Origin of the sequence: Streptomyces sp. NPDC057136 (genome assembly GCF_042670885.1) — a bacterium.
Taxonomy (GTDB): Bacteria; Actinomycetota; Actinomycetes; order Streptomycetales; family Streptomycetaceae; genus Streptomyces.
Genome location: NZ_JBHUUV010000006.1, coordinates 200,811 through 215,915, shown reverse-complemented (window position 1 = coordinate 215,915; position 15,105 = coordinate 200,811). Strand labels below are relative to the sequence as shown.

At 67.7% G+C, this 15,105-nt stretch carries 19 protein-coding genes and 1 pseudogene; 8 read left to right on the top strand and 12 right to left on the bottom strand.

Translation table 11 applies throughout. The features are described from left to right. Positions 1–61: 61 nt before the first annotated feature. Positions 62–820: an Imm21 family immunity protein gene (locus ACFT7S_RS10680; protein ID WP_382729581.1), complete on the top strand. Its 759-nt coding sequence runs from the start codon at positions 62–64 to the stop codon at positions 818–820. A gap of 101 nt (positions 821–921) precedes the next feature. Here ACFT7S_RS10680 and ACFT7S_RS10675 read toward each other — a convergent pair whose 3' ends face one another. Genes ACFT7S_RS10675 through ACFT7S_RS10660 form a run of 4 tightly spaced genes read right to left on the bottom strand, consistent with a single transcriptional unit; the run spans position 922 to position 2,874 of the window. After that, complete coding sequence (locus tag ACFT7S_RS10675; protein WP_382729580.1) at positions 922–1,107, bottom strand: DUF397 domain-containing protein; 186 nt, start codon at positions 1,105–1,107, stop codon at positions 922–924. Further along, positions 1,100–1,963, bottom strand: a complete 864-nt coding sequence (locus ACFT7S_RS10670) for a helix-turn-helix domain-containing protein (RefSeq protein WP_382729578.1) — start codon at positions 1,961–1,963, stop codon at positions 1,100–1,102. The genes ACFT7S_RS10675 and ACFT7S_RS10670 overlap by 8 nt, the downstream gene beginning before the upstream one ends. A 7-nt stretch (positions 1,964–1,970) precedes the next feature. Then, positions 1,971–2,495, bottom strand: a complete 525-nt coding sequence (locus ACFT7S_RS10665) for a DUF6879 family protein (RefSeq protein ID WP_382729576.1) — start codon at positions 2,493–2,495, stop codon at positions 1,971–1,973. Next, entirely contained in the window at positions 2,455–2,874 is a 420-nt protein-coding gene (locus ACFT7S_RS10660) for a hypothetical protein (protein ID WP_382729574.1), read from the bottom strand. The genes ACFT7S_RS10665 and ACFT7S_RS10660 overlap by 41 nt, the downstream gene beginning before the upstream one ends. 181 nt (positions 2,875–3,055) lie before the next feature. Between ACFT7S_RS10660 and ACFT7S_RS10655 the strand changes: the two genes are divergently transcribed. The 5 genes from ACFT7S_RS10655 (at position 3,056) to ACFT7S_RS10635 (ending at position 5,469) form a co-directional block, all read left to right on the top strand. After that, positions 3,056–3,310 (top strand): hypothetical protein, encoded by a 255-nt coding sequence (locus ACFT7S_RS10655; protein ID WP_382729573.1) that lies wholly within the window; start codon positions 3,056–3,058, stop codon positions 3,308–3,310. Further along, positions 3,303–3,560 carry a hypothetical protein gene (locus ACFT7S_RS10650; protein WP_382729572.1) on the top strand — a complete coding sequence of 86 codons (258 nt, stop codon included), beginning with the start codon at positions 3,303–3,305 and terminating at the stop codon, positions 3,558–3,560. The genes ACFT7S_RS10655 and ACFT7S_RS10650 overlap by 8 nt, the downstream gene beginning before the upstream one ends. Positions 3,561–3,726: 166 nt before the next feature. Continuing rightward, complete coding sequence (locus tag ACFT7S_RS10645; RefSeq protein WP_382729570.1) at positions 3,727–3,963, top strand: DUF397 domain-containing protein; 237 nt, start codon at positions 3,727–3,729, stop codon at positions 3,961–3,963. A 132-nt stretch (positions 3,964–4,095) separates the two neighbouring features. Continuing rightward, the gene (locus tag ACFT7S_RS10640; protein ID WP_382729568.1) at positions 4,096–4,548 is read left to right on the top strand and encodes a hypothetical protein; all 453 of its coding nucleotides are present in this window, start codon (positions 4,096–4,098) and stop codon (positions 4,546–4,548) included. A gap of 18 nt (positions 4,549–4,566) precedes the next feature. Then, positions 4,567–5,469 carry a JmjC domain-containing protein gene (locus ACFT7S_RS10635; RefSeq protein ID WP_382729567.1) on the top strand — a complete coding sequence of 301 codons (903 nt, stop codon included), beginning with the start codon at positions 4,567–4,569 and terminating at the stop codon, positions 5,467–5,469. A 385-nt stretch (positions 5,470–5,854) separates the two neighbouring features. Here the strand turns inward: ACFT7S_RS10635 and ACFT7S_RS10630 are convergent, their stop codons facing one another. The 4 genes and pseudogenes from ACFT7S_RS10630 to ACFT7S_RS10615 form a co-directional block, all read right to left on the bottom strand. Next, positions 5,855–6,136, bottom strand: coding sequence for a hypothetical protein (locus tag ACFT7S_RS10630; protein ID WP_382729565.1), 282 nt, complete (start codon positions 6,134–6,136; stop codon positions 5,855–5,857). Between the two features lie 405 nt (positions 6,137–6,541). Then, complete coding sequence (locus ACFT7S_RS10625) at positions 6,542–6,970, bottom strand: ATP-binding protein (RefSeq protein ID WP_382729564.1); 429 nt, start codon at positions 6,968–6,970, stop codon at positions 6,542–6,544. Then, positions 6,970–7,293, bottom strand: coding sequence for a hypothetical protein (locus ACFT7S_RS10620; RefSeq protein ID WP_382729562.1), 324 nt, complete (start codon positions 7,291–7,293; stop codon positions 6,970–6,972). The genes ACFT7S_RS10625 and ACFT7S_RS10620 overlap by 1 nt, the downstream gene beginning before the upstream one ends. 362 nt (positions 7,294–7,655) lie before the next feature. Further along, positions 7,656–7,896, bottom strand: a pseudogene (locus ACFT7S_RS10615) (hypothetical protein); the annotation flags it as partial. A 107-nt stretch (positions 7,897–8,003) separates the two neighbouring features. On the opposite strand from ACFT7S_RS10615, the gene ACFT7S_RS10610 reads away from it, so the two are divergent. Then, positions 8,004–8,840, top strand: a complete 837-nt coding sequence (locus ACFT7S_RS10610) for a helix-turn-helix domain-containing protein (protein ID WP_382729560.1) — start codon at positions 8,004–8,006, stop codon at positions 8,838–8,840. Next, positions 8,837–9,046: a DUF397 domain-containing protein gene (locus ACFT7S_RS10605; RefSeq protein ID WP_382729558.1), complete on the top strand. Its 210-nt coding sequence runs from the start codon at positions 8,837–8,839 to the stop codon at positions 9,044–9,046. Before ACFT7S_RS10610 ends, ACFT7S_RS10605 begins: the two co-directional genes overlap by 4 nt. 203 nt (positions 9,047–9,249) lie before the next feature. Here the strand turns inward: ACFT7S_RS10605 and ACFT7S_RS10600 are convergent, their stop codons facing one another. From ACFT7S_RS10600 to ACFT7S_RS10585, 4 genes are read right to left on the bottom strand one after another with little or no spacing between them, the layout of a single operon-like run. Beyond that, a complete protein-coding gene (locus ACFT7S_RS10600) occupies positions 9,250–10,416 on the bottom strand; it encodes an acyl-CoA dehydrogenase family protein (RefSeq protein WP_382729556.1) in 1,167 nt (388 codons plus the stop codon). Positions 10,417–10,424: 8 nt separating this feature from the next. Continuing rightward, positions 10,425–11,393 (bottom strand): hydroxymethylglutaryl-CoA lyase, encoded by a 969-nt coding sequence (locus ACFT7S_RS10595; RefSeq protein WP_382729554.1) that lies wholly within the window; start codon positions 11,391–11,393, stop codon positions 10,425–10,427. After that, a complete protein-coding gene (locus ACFT7S_RS10590) occupies positions 11,390–13,450 on the bottom strand; it encodes an acetyl-CoA carboxylase biotin carboxylase subunit (protein WP_382729552.1) in 2,061 nt (686 codons plus the stop codon). The genes ACFT7S_RS10595 and ACFT7S_RS10590 overlap by 4 nt, the downstream gene beginning before the upstream one ends. A 13-nt stretch (positions 13,451–13,463) precedes the next feature. Then, complete coding sequence (locus ACFT7S_RS10585; protein ID WP_382729550.1) at positions 13,464–15,071, bottom strand: carboxyl transferase domain-containing protein; 1,608 nt, start codon at positions 15,069–15,071, stop codon at positions 13,464–13,466. Positions 15,072–15,105: the final 34 nt, after the last annotated feature.

Below are 15,105 nucleotides of genomic sequence, written 5' to 3'. Positions count from 1 at the left end.
GGGATCACGGTCCCCGGGGCCCGCCGCATCTCCGCCGACCGGAAGGAAGCCGGGACACCCCATGGAGTGGATCACGACGGGCGGCGGCCCCCTGATCGCCGTGCCCGAGGCCGTACTCGGCGCCTGGCAGGGGGCGGACGACGAGGGCGACGAGGATGCCGGCGACTACGGCCGGGCCTGCGCGGTCGACGAGTACGCCGCCCCGATCGATGTCGCCGGCACCCCGGCCCTGGTCCTCGGCGACGACCCGGCCCCGACCACCTTCCTCCCGCAATGCTCGCTCCTCGTACGCCGCTCGGCAGCGGACAGCGCGGAGGCGGCACTCGCGGCGGTGGACCGGGCGCTGATGGAGGCGGCATGGGCGGAACAGCCCGCCTGGAACGTACCGGGTCCCGTGCTCCTCTTCGACGCCGCCTACGCCGCCGCGGACCTGACCGACTCCCTGCGCCTGGACCTGGCTCCGGGGCGCTACCGGGTCGAGTCCGCGTACGTGGAACCGGACGAGCACACCTGGCTGGTACTGATCAGGCTGACGAAGTCGGTGACGGACTTCATCGAGATCCGGCTGACCGGTGCGCTGCCGGTCGACCGCGACGACATCGAGGACGCGCTGAACGAGGCGCTGACCGGTATCGGAGAGGTGAGCGGCGCGGGTTCCGGAGCATTCGGGGCGCATCTCGACGTCGACATCGACCCCGAGGCAGAGCGGGACGAGGCCGTGGACCGCGTCCTGGGCGTGCTCAGCCGACTGGGGCTGGCCGGGATGGCCCGTATCCGGCCCGGTGACGGCTCGGAATGGATCGAGGTCGGGGCGGCCTGAAATGGTTGCAACATCTGGCAGGGGCGCCACCTGGCCAAGGGGCCATGGAAGGGTATGGCGAAGGCCCCCTCCCGGGGAAGGGGGCCACCGAGCAGAAAACCTCAGATGCTCTGCACCTTGCTGAATGCCACGAAGGCCGACCAGGCCCCCGGCTGTACAGACAAGGTGGCCCTGGCACGGGCCTTACTGTCCCGGACCATGACCGCAGCTTCCTGGTTATCTGCGACCTCCACACAGGAATCACTCTTCGTGTATGTACTCGTGTGCCAGTTCGGTGTTTCACTCACGGTTTTCCCTTCCTATGCGATCGAAATATGCGATAGCGGCCAAGATAAGGTCTCTTGCGGGCTGCCCATAGACGGCAGCCTGTCGATGAATCTCGAACGCCTTGCGGTAAAGCTCGATTTCCCTCGGCTGCGTCACAGACATTTCCGCAGAGTACGTCTCCACCATGACGAGTCTGTCGTCGAACATCGCAAAGCCGTGCCCGATCCAGAGGGCAAGGGGGGCGGACCGTGGAACGATGCCCAGGCTAAGCCGCGGAAGTGCCAATACGGCCAGAAGGCGGTCGAGTTGCGCTCTCATGACCTCCGAGCCGCCGTGATTCGAGTAGAGGGCCTGCTCGCCGAGGAGTACGTTGAAGATCCGGTTCCCCTCGTAGAGGTACTTCTGCCGTTCAAGGCGCTTCGCCACGGCGGCTTCCGTGTCGGCCGGCGTCTCGTGGAAGTTCGATACTTGCTCAAAGACGTTCTCGGCGTAGTCGGCAGTCTGAATGGTGCCCCAGATGATGCTGGGCTCCCAGACCCGGAAGACCTTGGTCTTCCGGTAGATCGGCAGGGACTTCTTCTGTCGGTTCTCGGTCCCGTCCTGAATCTGTCGGCGCCACTCCATCCACATCTCGTCGATGTGGCGGATTGTGGCGACCAGGTCGCCGATGTCAGCCTCGTGCTCGGTTGTCTGGCACCAGACGCGGATGTCGTCCTCGCTCGCGGTCTGCTTGCCGTTTTCGATACGAGAGACCTTGGATTCCTGCCAGTTCAACGCGCGGGCAAGGGCCCGGCCGCTGGTGAAGCCTGCGTCCTTGCGGAAGCCTCGCAGCCGGGCACCAAGTGCCTCCCGTGATTCCTGTGCCTGGGTACTCACGCGTACGTCAGGGCTTGTACGTGTCGTGCGGTGTAGCGATGCCCCAGAGCAGATCGCGGATACCGACGCACTCAGCTACGACCGAGGGAGTTTCGATCAGGTCAGAGCCCAGGACACGCCCGTCTTCGTCGAAGTGCCCCACTGCCAAGAGCTTGTCATCAAACAGCCACCAGTCGTTTGCCTCCACCGGAAACACAAGCCCCTCGGGCAGCTTGTGCCTCGGCAGCCACCGGATGGACTCGCCGGCCTCTTCATTGACGCCCGAGGTGGCGTGCTCCCACCGGATGTAAGAGCTGTGCGGCTCAGTGACGACCCGCACCCTACGCACAGTCTTCCCTGCGTCGGTGACCCGCTTCATGAGCTGTGTCCACGGTGCCATGAACGAGGAGTCATCGACTGTCCCGTTGAGCCAGCTCTCAAACGGGCCCACCTCATTCGGGACTGAGTAGTCGTCCCTTAGCTCCAAGTGGAAAGCGTCGTGCGCGAAGCTCTCAAAGAGCTGGTTGCGCTCGGCGCTGGAGATCAGCTTCACGCGGTTCCTCCAGTAGGGCGGTGATCGCGGCCTTGGGGACCTCGACCACGGTTTCGTAATCCGGGATCTCCATCTCCGCCAGAGCCTCGGAATCAGTGACCTCCAGGCCCTGGACGACGAACGTACCGCTCGGAGTCAGGACCATGATCGGGTCCTCCAGTCGCCTGATCTCCCCGATCGGCAAGCCGTCCTCGGTCAGGAACTCGAACAGCTCTGTCGGTACCTCCACAGCCGTCTGCCCCACGGGGATGTCGAGCTGGGTCAGTAGGTCGTTCGCGAAGATCTTCCAGCCCTGGACGAGGTACGTGTCCCGGTCCGTTGCGTAGAGCGTGGGGCAGTCCCCCTGCTTGGAGTTCTTACCAAGGAACCTTAGCTTCATGGTCGTTCTCCTGTCGTCGACCTTGCACGAGATTGCACGACACGCCGATGGTCGACCTCCTGTTCGGCGCCGTCAATTGTCTTTCTGCAAACTCGCGCAATCTGCTTGGGGGTTGGCTCGAAGCACGTCTAGCTTCGTACCAAGCCCGCAGGCAACAGGGATAAGTGATGGAAGGTCATCTATGACTATGGCTCCCGAGAAGAGGACCCCGGAAGACACGGCCCGACGCATCGCAAAGAACGCGGTTCCGGACGTCAACGAGGCGCTTGAGCTGATGAAGCTCCAGGGTCCGGTGTTGGTCGGGGATGTGAAGGACGGCCACGGAACCGTGCTCATCACCCTCCGCTCGGGTGACGCCTACGAGTTCGCGCGCTGGGTGCGTACTCGGGCCTCGCGGGACGAGGCTCAGCTGACCTCGGCTCGTCAGCATGGCTGACGAACACGCCCCCAAAGGGCCGGTCGGATACCGCGGCAGCGTCGAGACGCCGGCCACCATCCGGGTTAGCGACATGATCCTTCACGACCACGTGTACTTCGCGGTGGCAGACATGGTCTCTGCTCGCAACGGCGCCAAGATCCTGCACTTCAAGGACCGCGAACCGCTCCTGGTCGAGGGGCCTACGACGGTCTACCGGCCGGTGGCCTACACAGTCACGTTCGGAGAGATCGTCTACAGCCGCAGCTGACTCACAGACTCCGTCCCTGCCAGCAGGCCCCCCGTACTGGTGGTGGGGACGGGCAAGGACCCCGCCCCCGGTGAATGTCCGGCAAGACCGTCCGGGGGCGGGTCGCAAGTGCACGACGGCGCGGAGAACGAATCTCCGCTGAGTCCAGCACCAGGAGGACTATTCCATGAAGGACCTCTACACCCTCCCGACCGACGGCACGGAGTTCGAGAACTTCTGTGGCGGCAACCTCGGCGGCGAGCACGAGTCGTGCGTCGAGGTCGGAGCGATCCCCGGCTCAGCGACCGCGTTCGCGCTCCGCGACAACAAGCCCCAGGGGGCTGGCCTCGAACTGAGGTTCACCGAGGCCGAACTCAACGACTTCGCCCTCGGCTGGGTCAAGAAGCAGGGGCTGGCGCTCTGATCTGGCTCCTCCCTCATCACCGCGCAACGGGCCGCCCTGCTCAGGCGGGGCGGCCTTGCACGTCTCAGAAAGGTACAGATGAGCTGGTCAGGGCACTGGCATGGCTACGGACCATGGAACGGGCCATCGTCCGTGTACGCGCGAGAAGGAGGCCGCCGGCCTCCGCACTCCAACGGCCCTCCCGTACCGACGAACCCCGAGGACAAGAAGCAACAACAGGTCCTCGATCGGTACCGCGAAGCCGCTGCGGAGTTCCAGACGGGCAATGTGCCGCCCACCATGACCGGCTACTGGCTGCTCAAGAAGAGCCAGGTCTGGGATGACCGGACCTGGGCCGACATGGGTATCGCACTGGCCTGGCTGACGAAGCAGTACGAGACGAACCCTCCGTTCGTACGCTCGGATGGCCTCCAGGCGTATAGCAGTCTCGACAGCAAGCTGGAGTACGCCACTGACGTGCTGCCCCGCGGTGTCGATGTGAGCTGGGTGTACTACACGTCGTCGAAGAGCCTGATCTCGTTCTCCGCCGTGTGCTGCCCGAACCGGTTCCACCCTGAGATCTCCTGCCCCCTCCCACCCTCGTAATCCGAGAGGAGACCCGGCATGTCGCTGCGTCTCTTACTGCCCGAGGAAGGCGTGACCGATCTTCTCCTCACCTGGCCGGACGAGCCCCGCGTGTACGAGCGAGGTACAACGGCACTGGACGAGACGATCACCCCGGACTTCCTGAAGGACTACCTCTTCACCGGCTGCGCCCCCGCGGATGAGATCGCGGTCGTCAAGGCTCCCAACCCCTCCTTGAACAAAGGTGCGTTCATGACGAACGGCCGGAGCGATGCCGCCAAGCTGCGGCGACTGCACGACAGCGGGCACACCATCCGTCTGGGCAACCTCCAGAGGGTGCTGCCGTACATGGCGCACGTCTCCAAGCGCATCCAGGAGGAGACGGGCTACTCGAACTACGTGCACGCCTTCCTGACTCCTCCCGGCAATCAGGGCTTGCGTCACCACTGGGATCAGCAGATGGCCGTGATCGTGCAGACCGCAGGCGTCAAGCGGTGGCAGCTGTGGCGGCCTCCTGTAGAGGCCCCCATACGCGAATTCAACGAGAGCTGGCGGGTCTGGCGGGATGACTACATTCCGACGTGGGAAGCACAGGGCCCTGACATCGAGGTCGACCTCAAGGCCGGCCAGTCGCTCTTGCTCCCACGGGGTTGGGTCCACAACCCTCATGTCGCCGACTCCGACGAGACCAGCGTCCACCTGACCTTCGCCCTCAGGGAGCGCACGCCACTGTGGCTGGCCGAAAAGCTGGTGGCCGGTGTCATCGCGCAGGGCGAGTTCCGTCGCGTCATCCGTCCTGGACAACTGGGAGAGGTCGAGCTGGGTAGGCAGCTCCTCGACACTCGTGACGCCCTGGTTCAGTACCTGGCCAGACTCGACGTGACCGACGTGGCCTTGTCCGTCCGCCAGGCCGCCATGACGGAGCTGGAGTACACCACCTGATTGGAGGCTTCCGGACTTCCGGCCTGAGAACCGCCCGTACAGGCCGGATGCCGCTCTGCCAACCGCCGCCACCAGCCTGCGAATGCCGCGCCCGCCACCACTTCCACGGCCGTCACCAGGGATTTCAATAGCTGTGGGTACTACCCGACCAACACAGTGAAGCTACGCACCGGACCCAGCGCGACCCGCGCAGTCATCGGCCAACTGACCACCCGAGACGCTGTGGCCGCCATCAAGGCATCTGGTTCCAGCTGAACCGACGCTGCCCCAGTAGCACGCGACAGCACGAGGCCCCGACCGTCCGCCAGGAGGAAGGCGGACGATCGGGGCCGGTTCGGGGCGCGTGGCGCACAACTACCGCGCGCACAGCGGCTGGGCGCGAGACCTAGGGGGCAGGTGAGCCGCTCCCGCCGCTGTCAGTGCGCAGCCGTGCGACCAGGAAAGCCCATTCGATCTCCGCCCTGTCGCGCTCCCTGATTCGGTCCATGGGCTTGGGTATCGGCCGACTGGGTTCGAGGCGCTCCAGTGCGGATTGGAAGAACTCGTACAGGCGTTCATCAACCGCGCCCAGCGCGGCCCGCAGGCGATCGCGTGCGGAGTCCGCAGCCCACCAACGGCCCGCGTCGAGTGCCAGAAGCGCGAGGACCAGGCGGTTACGCCACCCCATCACTCGCCCCTCCCTCAGCGGGCAACGGCGTAGCCCGCAGGAACCTGGTGCGAATCTCCCTGTACCCGGTGTGGCCGGTCCCCTGCGTGTGCTCGATACACCACCGGGTCCGCTCCACAGACTCCGGATCATGGGACGCCTCACACGCCGCGTGGCATGTCGTGCACTCCGCCTCAAAGATCAGCGGGGTACCAGAGGTGTCCTCGCTCAACGCCCAGTCCCTCCGCTGAACGACCGACGGGGGATTCACCACGCACCCGCAACGGACGCCCTGCCTCCAAGGTGAGGACGACGACGGCCCCGCCAGTCGCGAATCGGTCCATGTGCGCCCGCTTCACTTCAAGCCACTGCCCACGGAGGCCAACTCGGTCGCCCCGCCGCACCAGCACGGCACACCTCTGGGTCTCAGCCATGGCGCACCCCGTCGTCTGTAGTGGCGCCGAACCCCAGCTGCGCCCATACGACCTTCCCCGGGCCGACCCGGTCGCCGAACCCCCACGTGTCGGCCGCGGCAGCCACAAGGAGCAGCCCCCTTGCGCCGCACGCTTCCAGGTCCGGTTCGGACTCCTGGGGCAGCGCCGACGAGGCGTCATGCACCTCGATGCGCAGGTTGCCGTTCACCACGAGGAAGCGGGTTTCGATCTCCCGCCCGGGCGACACCCTGGCGTGCTGTCCGGCATTGGTCATCAACTCCGAGAGAACGAGCACCGCAGCGTCCGACAGCAGGGCCAGCCCCCAACTGCCCAAGGCGGTACGCAATTCGCTACGCGCCTGCCCCACGCAACGCGGGTGCCGACTCCAGCGCCGGATCACCGCGCCGTCTCCGCTACTCATCAGCGCACCACCATGCCGTGGATCAGACGCGGCCCGGTGTCGATGCCATGCACCGCCAGCCAGAGCGACCACCGCCGCTCCCGCCTCAGCCGGTTCTCGGCACGCTCCCACCGCTCGTACGCCGCCTGGGAGTACGGGCCATCAGCTGGACGCGGAACGATCGTGACTGGCAGCGCGGAACGGCACACCAGCAGGCGGCGCCTGCGAGCTGCGACGAGGGTAGAAGTCGGGACCGTGCCCGACTTCCTGCCCACGGGGGCCTTGAGCGGGGGACCTAAGAATCGAAACACTGATTCGAAGAACCGGGCGACAAGGTTCAACATGTCGACGCTCCTTCAAAGCGTTGGCCACGCCCCCGGACCCTGCATGGTCGCGGGGGTCTCTTACGTCGGACGAGACGGCCCGATTCGCCACCCAAAGGGACGCTCCACACAAGTCCCTCGGCGCGCGCTTCACACCGGTAGCCCACCGGCTCCGTTCGGCCGTTCATGCCGACCACCACGCCACATGACCCACGGGCGTTCGATCGATCGGGTCGGCATGGGGTTCCGACACGGCACCACACTCCGAGTCGTCCTCCTTGAGCGTGAGGCACCGGAAGCGGTGCGTGAGCGGCGGAGCGTCGTCGTCCTGGTCGGGCTTGAGCGTCCACTGAACAAGGGCGAGTGTGCGGGTCACAGCGTGTCCCCCGACTTCGGGCGTTCTGTCGGGCGTTCTCTGCCCGAGGCCGCTCTATGGGGTCCGCGGGGCGGACATGCTCGGGCTCTGCTTCCCACTCGGTCCCGCCGCAGACCGGACGCAGGAACCAGTACGGGCCGACGCCCCCCGGAACTCCCCAACAAGGTCTTTACGGCTCGTGTCCACCATGAGCGTGCCGGGGGGTTCGGAGGTTCCTGTGCGTTCGGACAAACGTTCTCACCGCACACCTACCGCTCCTCTCCGTAGTGCTTTCGCTACTCGGGCGGCCCAGCGTGACCTACAGTCGAAATCCCTTCAACGTGTCAGTCCGGAACGAAAGGTTGGTGGTACCCCCTTGAATCGGAAGGACTTGGAGCCTGACAGCAGCCCGCAAGCTGCCTTCGGGGCACGTGTCCGCAGTGCGCGGGAGGCTTGCGGATGGAATCAGGAGGAACTTGCCGAACAGACGGGATACTCGAGCACGCATATTTCGGCCGTAGAAACTGGTCGCAAGATGCCAACTCTTCGATTCTCGCGCAGTGCAGACCATGCTTTCGGGACTGGCGACACAGTCGACACATTCGAACGCCAGTGGCGCGAGATCCGCCACGGTTCGCTGTTGGAAGGCTTCCCGCAGTACGTCGGGCATGAGGGCCGAGCAGTGGAGATCCGGCTCTACAACATTGGGATCGTCCCCGGCTTGTTACAGACGCCGGCCTACGCGCGGGTGTTGGCGGACAGCGCCGTACGGCGGGGTGCAATCACGTCCGGACAAGCGGATGAACGGGTCTCGTTCCTGGCGGAGCGACAGGCGGCGTTGGTGCGGTCCCGGCCACCGATGATGTTTGTGACCATGGATGAAAGCTGCATCCGTCGGCCCGTTGGCGGGGCCGCCGTCATGGACGCACAGTTGGCACGTCTGGTCGAGTTCGCCGAGCTGCCGAACACGCTGCTACAGGTGGCACCGTACGAGATAGGCGAGCGCCGCACGTTCGACCTGCCCGTCAATCTCTTGACACTGCCGGATCGGTCCGTGATCTGCTATGCCGAGTCCCAGGCTCAGGGGCACCTAGACCGAGAGAGTACGTCCGTGATGCCCATGTTGACGGCTTACCATCAACTACAGGCCGAAGCGCTGTCCCAAGCGGCGTCCGTGGCCATGATCAGCCAGTTGCGAAAGGGCACTCCGTGACGACCGAATCCCCCCGTTGGTTCAAGTCCTCGTACAGCAACAACGGCGGCGACTGCGTCGAGGTCGCCGCAAACCTCGTCGCCTCGCGCAGTGTGGTCCCCGTCCGTGACTCCAAGAACCCGAGCGGCCCGGTTCTGAACTTCCCCGCAGGCTCGTTCGCTTCCTTCGTGGCGGGCGTGAAGGCTGAAGAGTTCGGTACCGTCTGACCAGTCGGCCAACCCGCACCGGTTCGAAGCGGCCCCATCGTGCATCGCATGGTGGGGCTTCGCTGTGCCCGGACTACGTGCCTCCGGAGCGCGAGGCGTGAGCCCGTGCAGGGTGTGACCGGCTGATCCGTCCAACGCGGAAGGCCGCCGTGTGCTGCGTCACCGCACGCGCACGGCGGCCCTGTAGCCGTAGGTTCCAACCGTCAGGCCGGCAGCCCCAGTTCGCGCGCGATCAGCATCCGCTGGACCTCGCTCGTGCCCTCGCCGATTTCCAGGATCTTGGAGTCGCGCCACATCCGGGCCACCGGGTACTCGTTCATGAAGCCGTAGCCGCCGTGGATCTGTGTCGCCTCGCGGGCGTTGTCCACCGCCACCGTCGACGAGTACAGCTTCGCGATCGCCGCTTCCTTCTTGAAGGGCTCGCCCGCCAGCAGGCGCGAGGCCGCGTCGCGCCAGCCGATGCGGGCCATGTGCGCGCGCATCTCCATGTCCGCGATCTTGAACTGGATGGCCTGGTTGGCACCGATCGGCTTGCCGAAGGCGTGCCGTTCCGCCGCGTACTTCACCGACTCGTCCACGCAGCCCTGGGCCAGGCCCGTCGACAGTGCCGAGATGGCGATCCGGCCCTCGTCCAGGATGCGCAGGAACTGCGCGTACCCGCGGCCCTCCTCGCCGAGCAGGTTCGCCGCGGGCACGCGGACGTCGCTGAAGGACAGCTCGCGGGTGTCCGAGGCGTTCCAGCCGACCTTGGAGTACGGGGCGGCGACCGTGAAGCCGGGGGCGCCGGACGGCACGATGATCGCGGAGATGCGCGGGGCGCCGTTCTCCTTGCGGCCGGTCACCGCCGTGACCGTGACCAACTCAGTGATGTCCGTACCGGAGTTGGTGATGAAGCACTTGGAACCGTTGATCACCCACTCGTCGGTCGCCTCGTCGAGGACCGCCGTCGTACGCGTACCACCTGCGTCCGACCCGGCTCCCGGCTCCGTCAGGCCGAACGCGCCGAGCGCCTCGCCCGAACAGAGCCTCGGCAGCCACTGCTGCTTCTGCTCCTCCGTACCGAAGCGGTAGACCGGCATCGCACCGAGCGAGACCCCGGCCTCCAGGGTGATCGCCACGGACGAGTCGACCCGGGCCAGCTCCTCCAGGGCGATCCCGAGGGCGAGATAGTCGCCGCCCATGCCGCCGTACTCCTCGGGGAACGGCAGCCCGAACAGGCCCATCCGCCCCATCTCACGCACGATCTCGTACGGGAATTCATGGCGCTCGTAGAAGTCGCCGATCTTCGGTGCGACCACGTCGTGCGCGAACGCCTCGACGGTGCGTCGCAGTTCCTCGTGCTCGGCGGTCAGCCGGTGGTCCAGGGACATGGGAGGGATCACTGCTCCTTGTGGGACTGTGTTTGTTGCACCGAGAGTGCGCGGACAGTACGGGACGGGCTCGGGCGGCCCAGCCGTTCGGCGAGCCACACGCTGGTGGCGGTGAGCTCGACGAGGTCGACCCCGGTGTGGATACCGAGACCTTCGAGCATCCACACGAGGTCTTCGGTGGCGAGATTGCCGGTCGCGCTCTTCGCGTACGGGCAGCCGCCGAGGCCGCCCGCGGAGGCGTCCACGGTCGTCACCCCGTGCTGGAGCGCGGCGAGGGTGTTGGACAGGGCCTGTCCGTACGTGTCGTGGAAGTGCACGCCGATGGTGCTGGTGGCCATGCCCCCCTCGTTGAGCGCGGAGAGCAGAGCCTGGACATGGCCCGGCGTGGCGACGCCGATCGTGTCGCCGAGGGAGAGTTCGTCGCAGCCGAGGTCCATCAGTGCCTTGGCCACGCGGACGACCTGGTGGACGGGGACGGGCCCCTCCCACGGGTCGCCGAAGCACATCGAGAGGTAGCCGCGCACGTGCACCTTGTCGGCCTTGGCGCGGGCGACGACCGGCTCGAACATGGCGAGCGACTCGTCGACGGTCCGGTTGAGATTGCGGGCGGCGAACGTCTCGGTCGCCGACCCGAACACCGCGATCCGCCGCGCGCCGAGCGTGAGGGCCCGGTCGAGGCCGCGTTCGTTGGGTACGAGGACGGGCAGCGCGACGTCCCCGACGTCCGCGATGTCGCCGAGCATCGGGAAAAGCTGCTCCGCATCGGCCAGTTGGGGCACCCACTTCGGGTGGACGAAGCTGGTCGCCTCGATCGTGGTGAGCCCGGCGACGGCCAGCCGGCGGATGAACTCCGCCTTCACCTCGGTCGGGACGACCGCCTTCTCGTTCTGCAGTCCGTCGCGGGCCCCGACCTCGTGGATACGGACCCGGGGCGGCAGGCCCTCGGCGGGGACCCGCATGGGAAGTCCCTCGGTCATGATTCCTCCATGGGGGTCACGACGGCCAGCACCTGGTCCATGGCGACGGTGGCGCCCGCCGTGACGTCGAGTTCGGTCACGGTCCCGGCGTGCGGCGCGGAGATGACGTGTTCCATCTTCATCGCCTCGACGACGAGCAGACTCTGCCCGGCGATCACCTCGTCCCCGACGGCCACCTTCACCACGGTGACGGTGCCCGGCATGGGTGCGGCGAGTGTGTCGACCCCGGCGCGGCCGGCGCCGCTGAGGGACGCCTCCACCGGGTCGTGGTCCTGGACGTGCCAGGTGTCGCCGTCCCGGCCCAGCCAGCTGCCCTCGGGGGATGCGGCGTGGTGGAAGGTGTGGGTGAGTCCGTCGATCTCGATGGTGACGCGGTTCCGGGACGCGGTGACCAGTCGGGCAGTCTGCGCACCGGGCTGCGGCGGGACCGGCCCGCAGGCGTCCACCTGGACGTCCTCGGCCTTCCCGCTGTCGACGGTGGGCCCGAGCGTCAGCTCGGCCCCCGTCGGCCACGGGCGCAGAGCGGTCCGCACCGGCTCGTGCCCGGGGACGCGGAAGTGGCGGACGGTCGGGGCCGGTGTGCCGCCGAGGCGCCAGCCGTTCGGGACGGAGAACGGGTCGGACCAGGTGTCCGGCGGCGCGGCGGGGGAGGACTGCCGCAGCAGCGCCGCTGCCCCGTACACCTCCTCCGGTACGCCGTCCGGGACCAGCCCCGCCACCTCGCGCTCCACCAGCCCGGTGTCCAGCTCGCCCGCGGCCACCGCCGGGTGGGCGAGCAGCCGGCGCAGGAAGCCCGCGTTGGTCGGGACGCCGAGCACCACCGTGTCGGCGAGGGCCGCGCGCAGCCGGCGCAGGGCCGTCGCCCGGTCGGGGCCGTACGCGATGACCTTCGACAGCATCGGGTCGTACGTACTGCCGACCGGTACACCCTCGGTGAGGCCGGAGTCCGTGCGCACCCCGCCGCCCTGCGGCTCGCTCAGCCGCAGCACCGTACCGCCGGAGGGCAGGAAGCCGCGGGACGGGTCCTCGGCGCAGATGCGGGCCTCGATCGCATGGCCGGTGAGGGTGATGTCGTCCTGCTTGTACGGCAGTTGCTCACCGGCGGCGATCCGCAGCTGCCACTCGACGAGGTCGAGTCCGGTGATCAGTTCCGTCACCGGGTGCTCGACCTGGAGGCGGGTGTTCATCTCCATGAAGCAGTACGCGGCGGGGTCGTCGCCCGGGACGATGAACTCCACCGTGCCCGCGCCGACATAGCCGCAGGAGCGGGCCGCCTGGACGGCCGCCTCGCCCATGGCCGCGCGGGTCGCCTCGTCGAGCAGGACCGAGGGGGCCTCCTCGATGATCTTCTGATGGCGGCGCTGGAGCGAGCACTCGCGCTCACCGAGATGCACCACGTTCCCGTGGCCGTCGGCCAGGACCTGGATCTCGATGTGGCGCGGCCGGTCGATCCACCGCTCCACCAGCAGCGTGTCGTCGCCGAAGGAGGCGCGGGCCTCGCGTCGCGCCGCCGCGATCTCCTCGGCGAGCAGCGCCTCGTCGCGCACGAGTCGCATGCCCTTGCCGCCGCCGCCCGCCGAGGGCTTCAGCAGGACGGGCATGGCGATCTCGCGGGCGGCGGCGGCCAGTTGGGCGTCGGTGAGTCCGCTGCCCGAGGAGCCGGGCACGACCGGCACACCGGCAGCGGCGACCGTCTCCTTGGCCCGGATCTTGTCGCCCATCAGTGAGATGGCGGAGGCGGGCGGCCCGATGAAGACGAGACCGGCCTCCGCGCACGCCTGAGCGAAGCCCGCGTTCTCGGCGAGGAATCCGTATCCGGGGTGGACGGCCTCGGCGCCGGTGCGCCGGGCGGCGTCCAGCAGCCGTTCCACGGAGAGATAGCTCTCGGCGGCGGGCGCGGGCCCGATCCGTACCGCCGTATCGGCCTCCCGTACATGCCGGGCGTCCGCGTCCGCGTCGCTGAAGACGGCGACCGACCGCACACCGAGCTCGCGCAGGGTCCGGATGACCCGGACCGCGATCTCGCCACGGTTGGCGACCAGAACAGTGCTGAACATGGAAGTCCTCACATCACATCCGGAAGACGCCGAACTGGGGGTCACCCAGGGGGGCGTTGGAACACGCGGTCAGAGCGAGCCCCAGCACCTGCCGGGTCTCCAGCGGGTCGATCACACCGTCGTCCCACAGCCGGGCGGTGGCGTAGTACGCGTTGCCCTGCTGCTCGTACTGGGCGCGGATCGGAGCCTTGAAGGTCTCCTCGTCCTCGGCGCTCCAGTCGTCGCCGAGCTGGTCGCGCTTGACGGTGGCGAGCACCGAAGCGGCCTGCTCGCCGCCCATGACGGAGATCTTCGCGTTGGGCCACATCCACAGGAAGCGGGGGCTGTAGGCCCGCCCGCACATCGAGTAGTTGCCAGCCCCGTAGGACCCGCCGACCACCACGGTCAGCTTGGGCACCCGGGTGCAGGCGACGGCGGTGACCATCTTCGCGCCGTGCTTGGCGATGCCGCCGGCCTCGTAGTCGCGGCCGACCATGAAGCCGGAGATGTTCTGGAGGAACACCAGTGGGATGCCGCGCTGGTCGCACAGCTCGATGAAGTGGGCGCCCTTCTGGGCGGACTCCGAGAACAGGATGCCGTTGTTCGCGACGATGCCGACGGGGTGGCCGTGGATCTGCGCGAAACCGGTGATGAGCGTGGTCCCGTACTCCGCCTTGAACTCCGCGAAGCGGGAGCCGTCCACGACCCGGGCGATCACTTCCCGTACGTCGTAGGGCGTCCGCGAATCGACGGGCACCGCGCCGTACAGCCCGGCCGGGTCCACCTTCGGCTCCTCGGCCGGCCGTACGGACCACGGAAGCGGTGCGCGCTCCGGCAGGGTGGCCACGATGTTCCGCACGATCCGCAGGGCGTGGGCATCGTCCTCGGCGAGATGGTCGGTCACGCCCGAGGTCCGCGAGTGCACCTCGCCGCCGCCCAGCTCCTCGGCCGTCACGACCTCGCCGGTCGCGGCCTTCACCAGCGGCGGTCCGCCGAGGAAGATCGTGCCCTGGTTGCGGACGATCACGGCCTCGTCGCTCATCGCGGGGACGTACGCCCCGCCGGCCGTGCAGGAACCGAGCACGGCGGCGATCTGGGGGATGCCGGCGCCCGACATCCGGGCCTGGTTGTAGAAGATCCGTCCGAAGTGCTCCCGGTCCGGGAACACCTCGTCCTGCATGGGCAGGAAGGCGCCGCCCGAGTCGACGAGATACAGGCAGGGCAGCCGGTTCTCCAGCGCCACCTCCTGGGCCCGCAGATGCTTCTTCACGGTCATCGGGTAGTAGGTGCCGCCCTTGACGGTCGCGTCATTGGCGACGATCACGCACTCCCGGCCGCTGACCCGGCCGATCCCTGCGATGACACCGGCCGCGGGGGCCGCGCCCCCGTACAGCCCCTCGGCCGCCAGCGGTGCCAGCTCCAGGAAGGGTGAGCCCGCGTCGAGCAGGGTGTCCACCCGCTCCCGGGGCAGCAGCTTGCCGCGCGCCACATGCCGGGCGCGGGCCTTCTCACCCCCGCCGAGACGTGCCGTGGCGAGCCGCGTCCGCAGCTCGTCGGCGAGCGCGTGATGCGCCGCCTCGTTGGCCTGCCAGGCCTCCGAGGCGGGATCGGCCGCGCTCGTCAGGACCGGTGCCTGCTGCATCGTTCGAGCCCCCTTGCCCGTACCGCACTGGTTA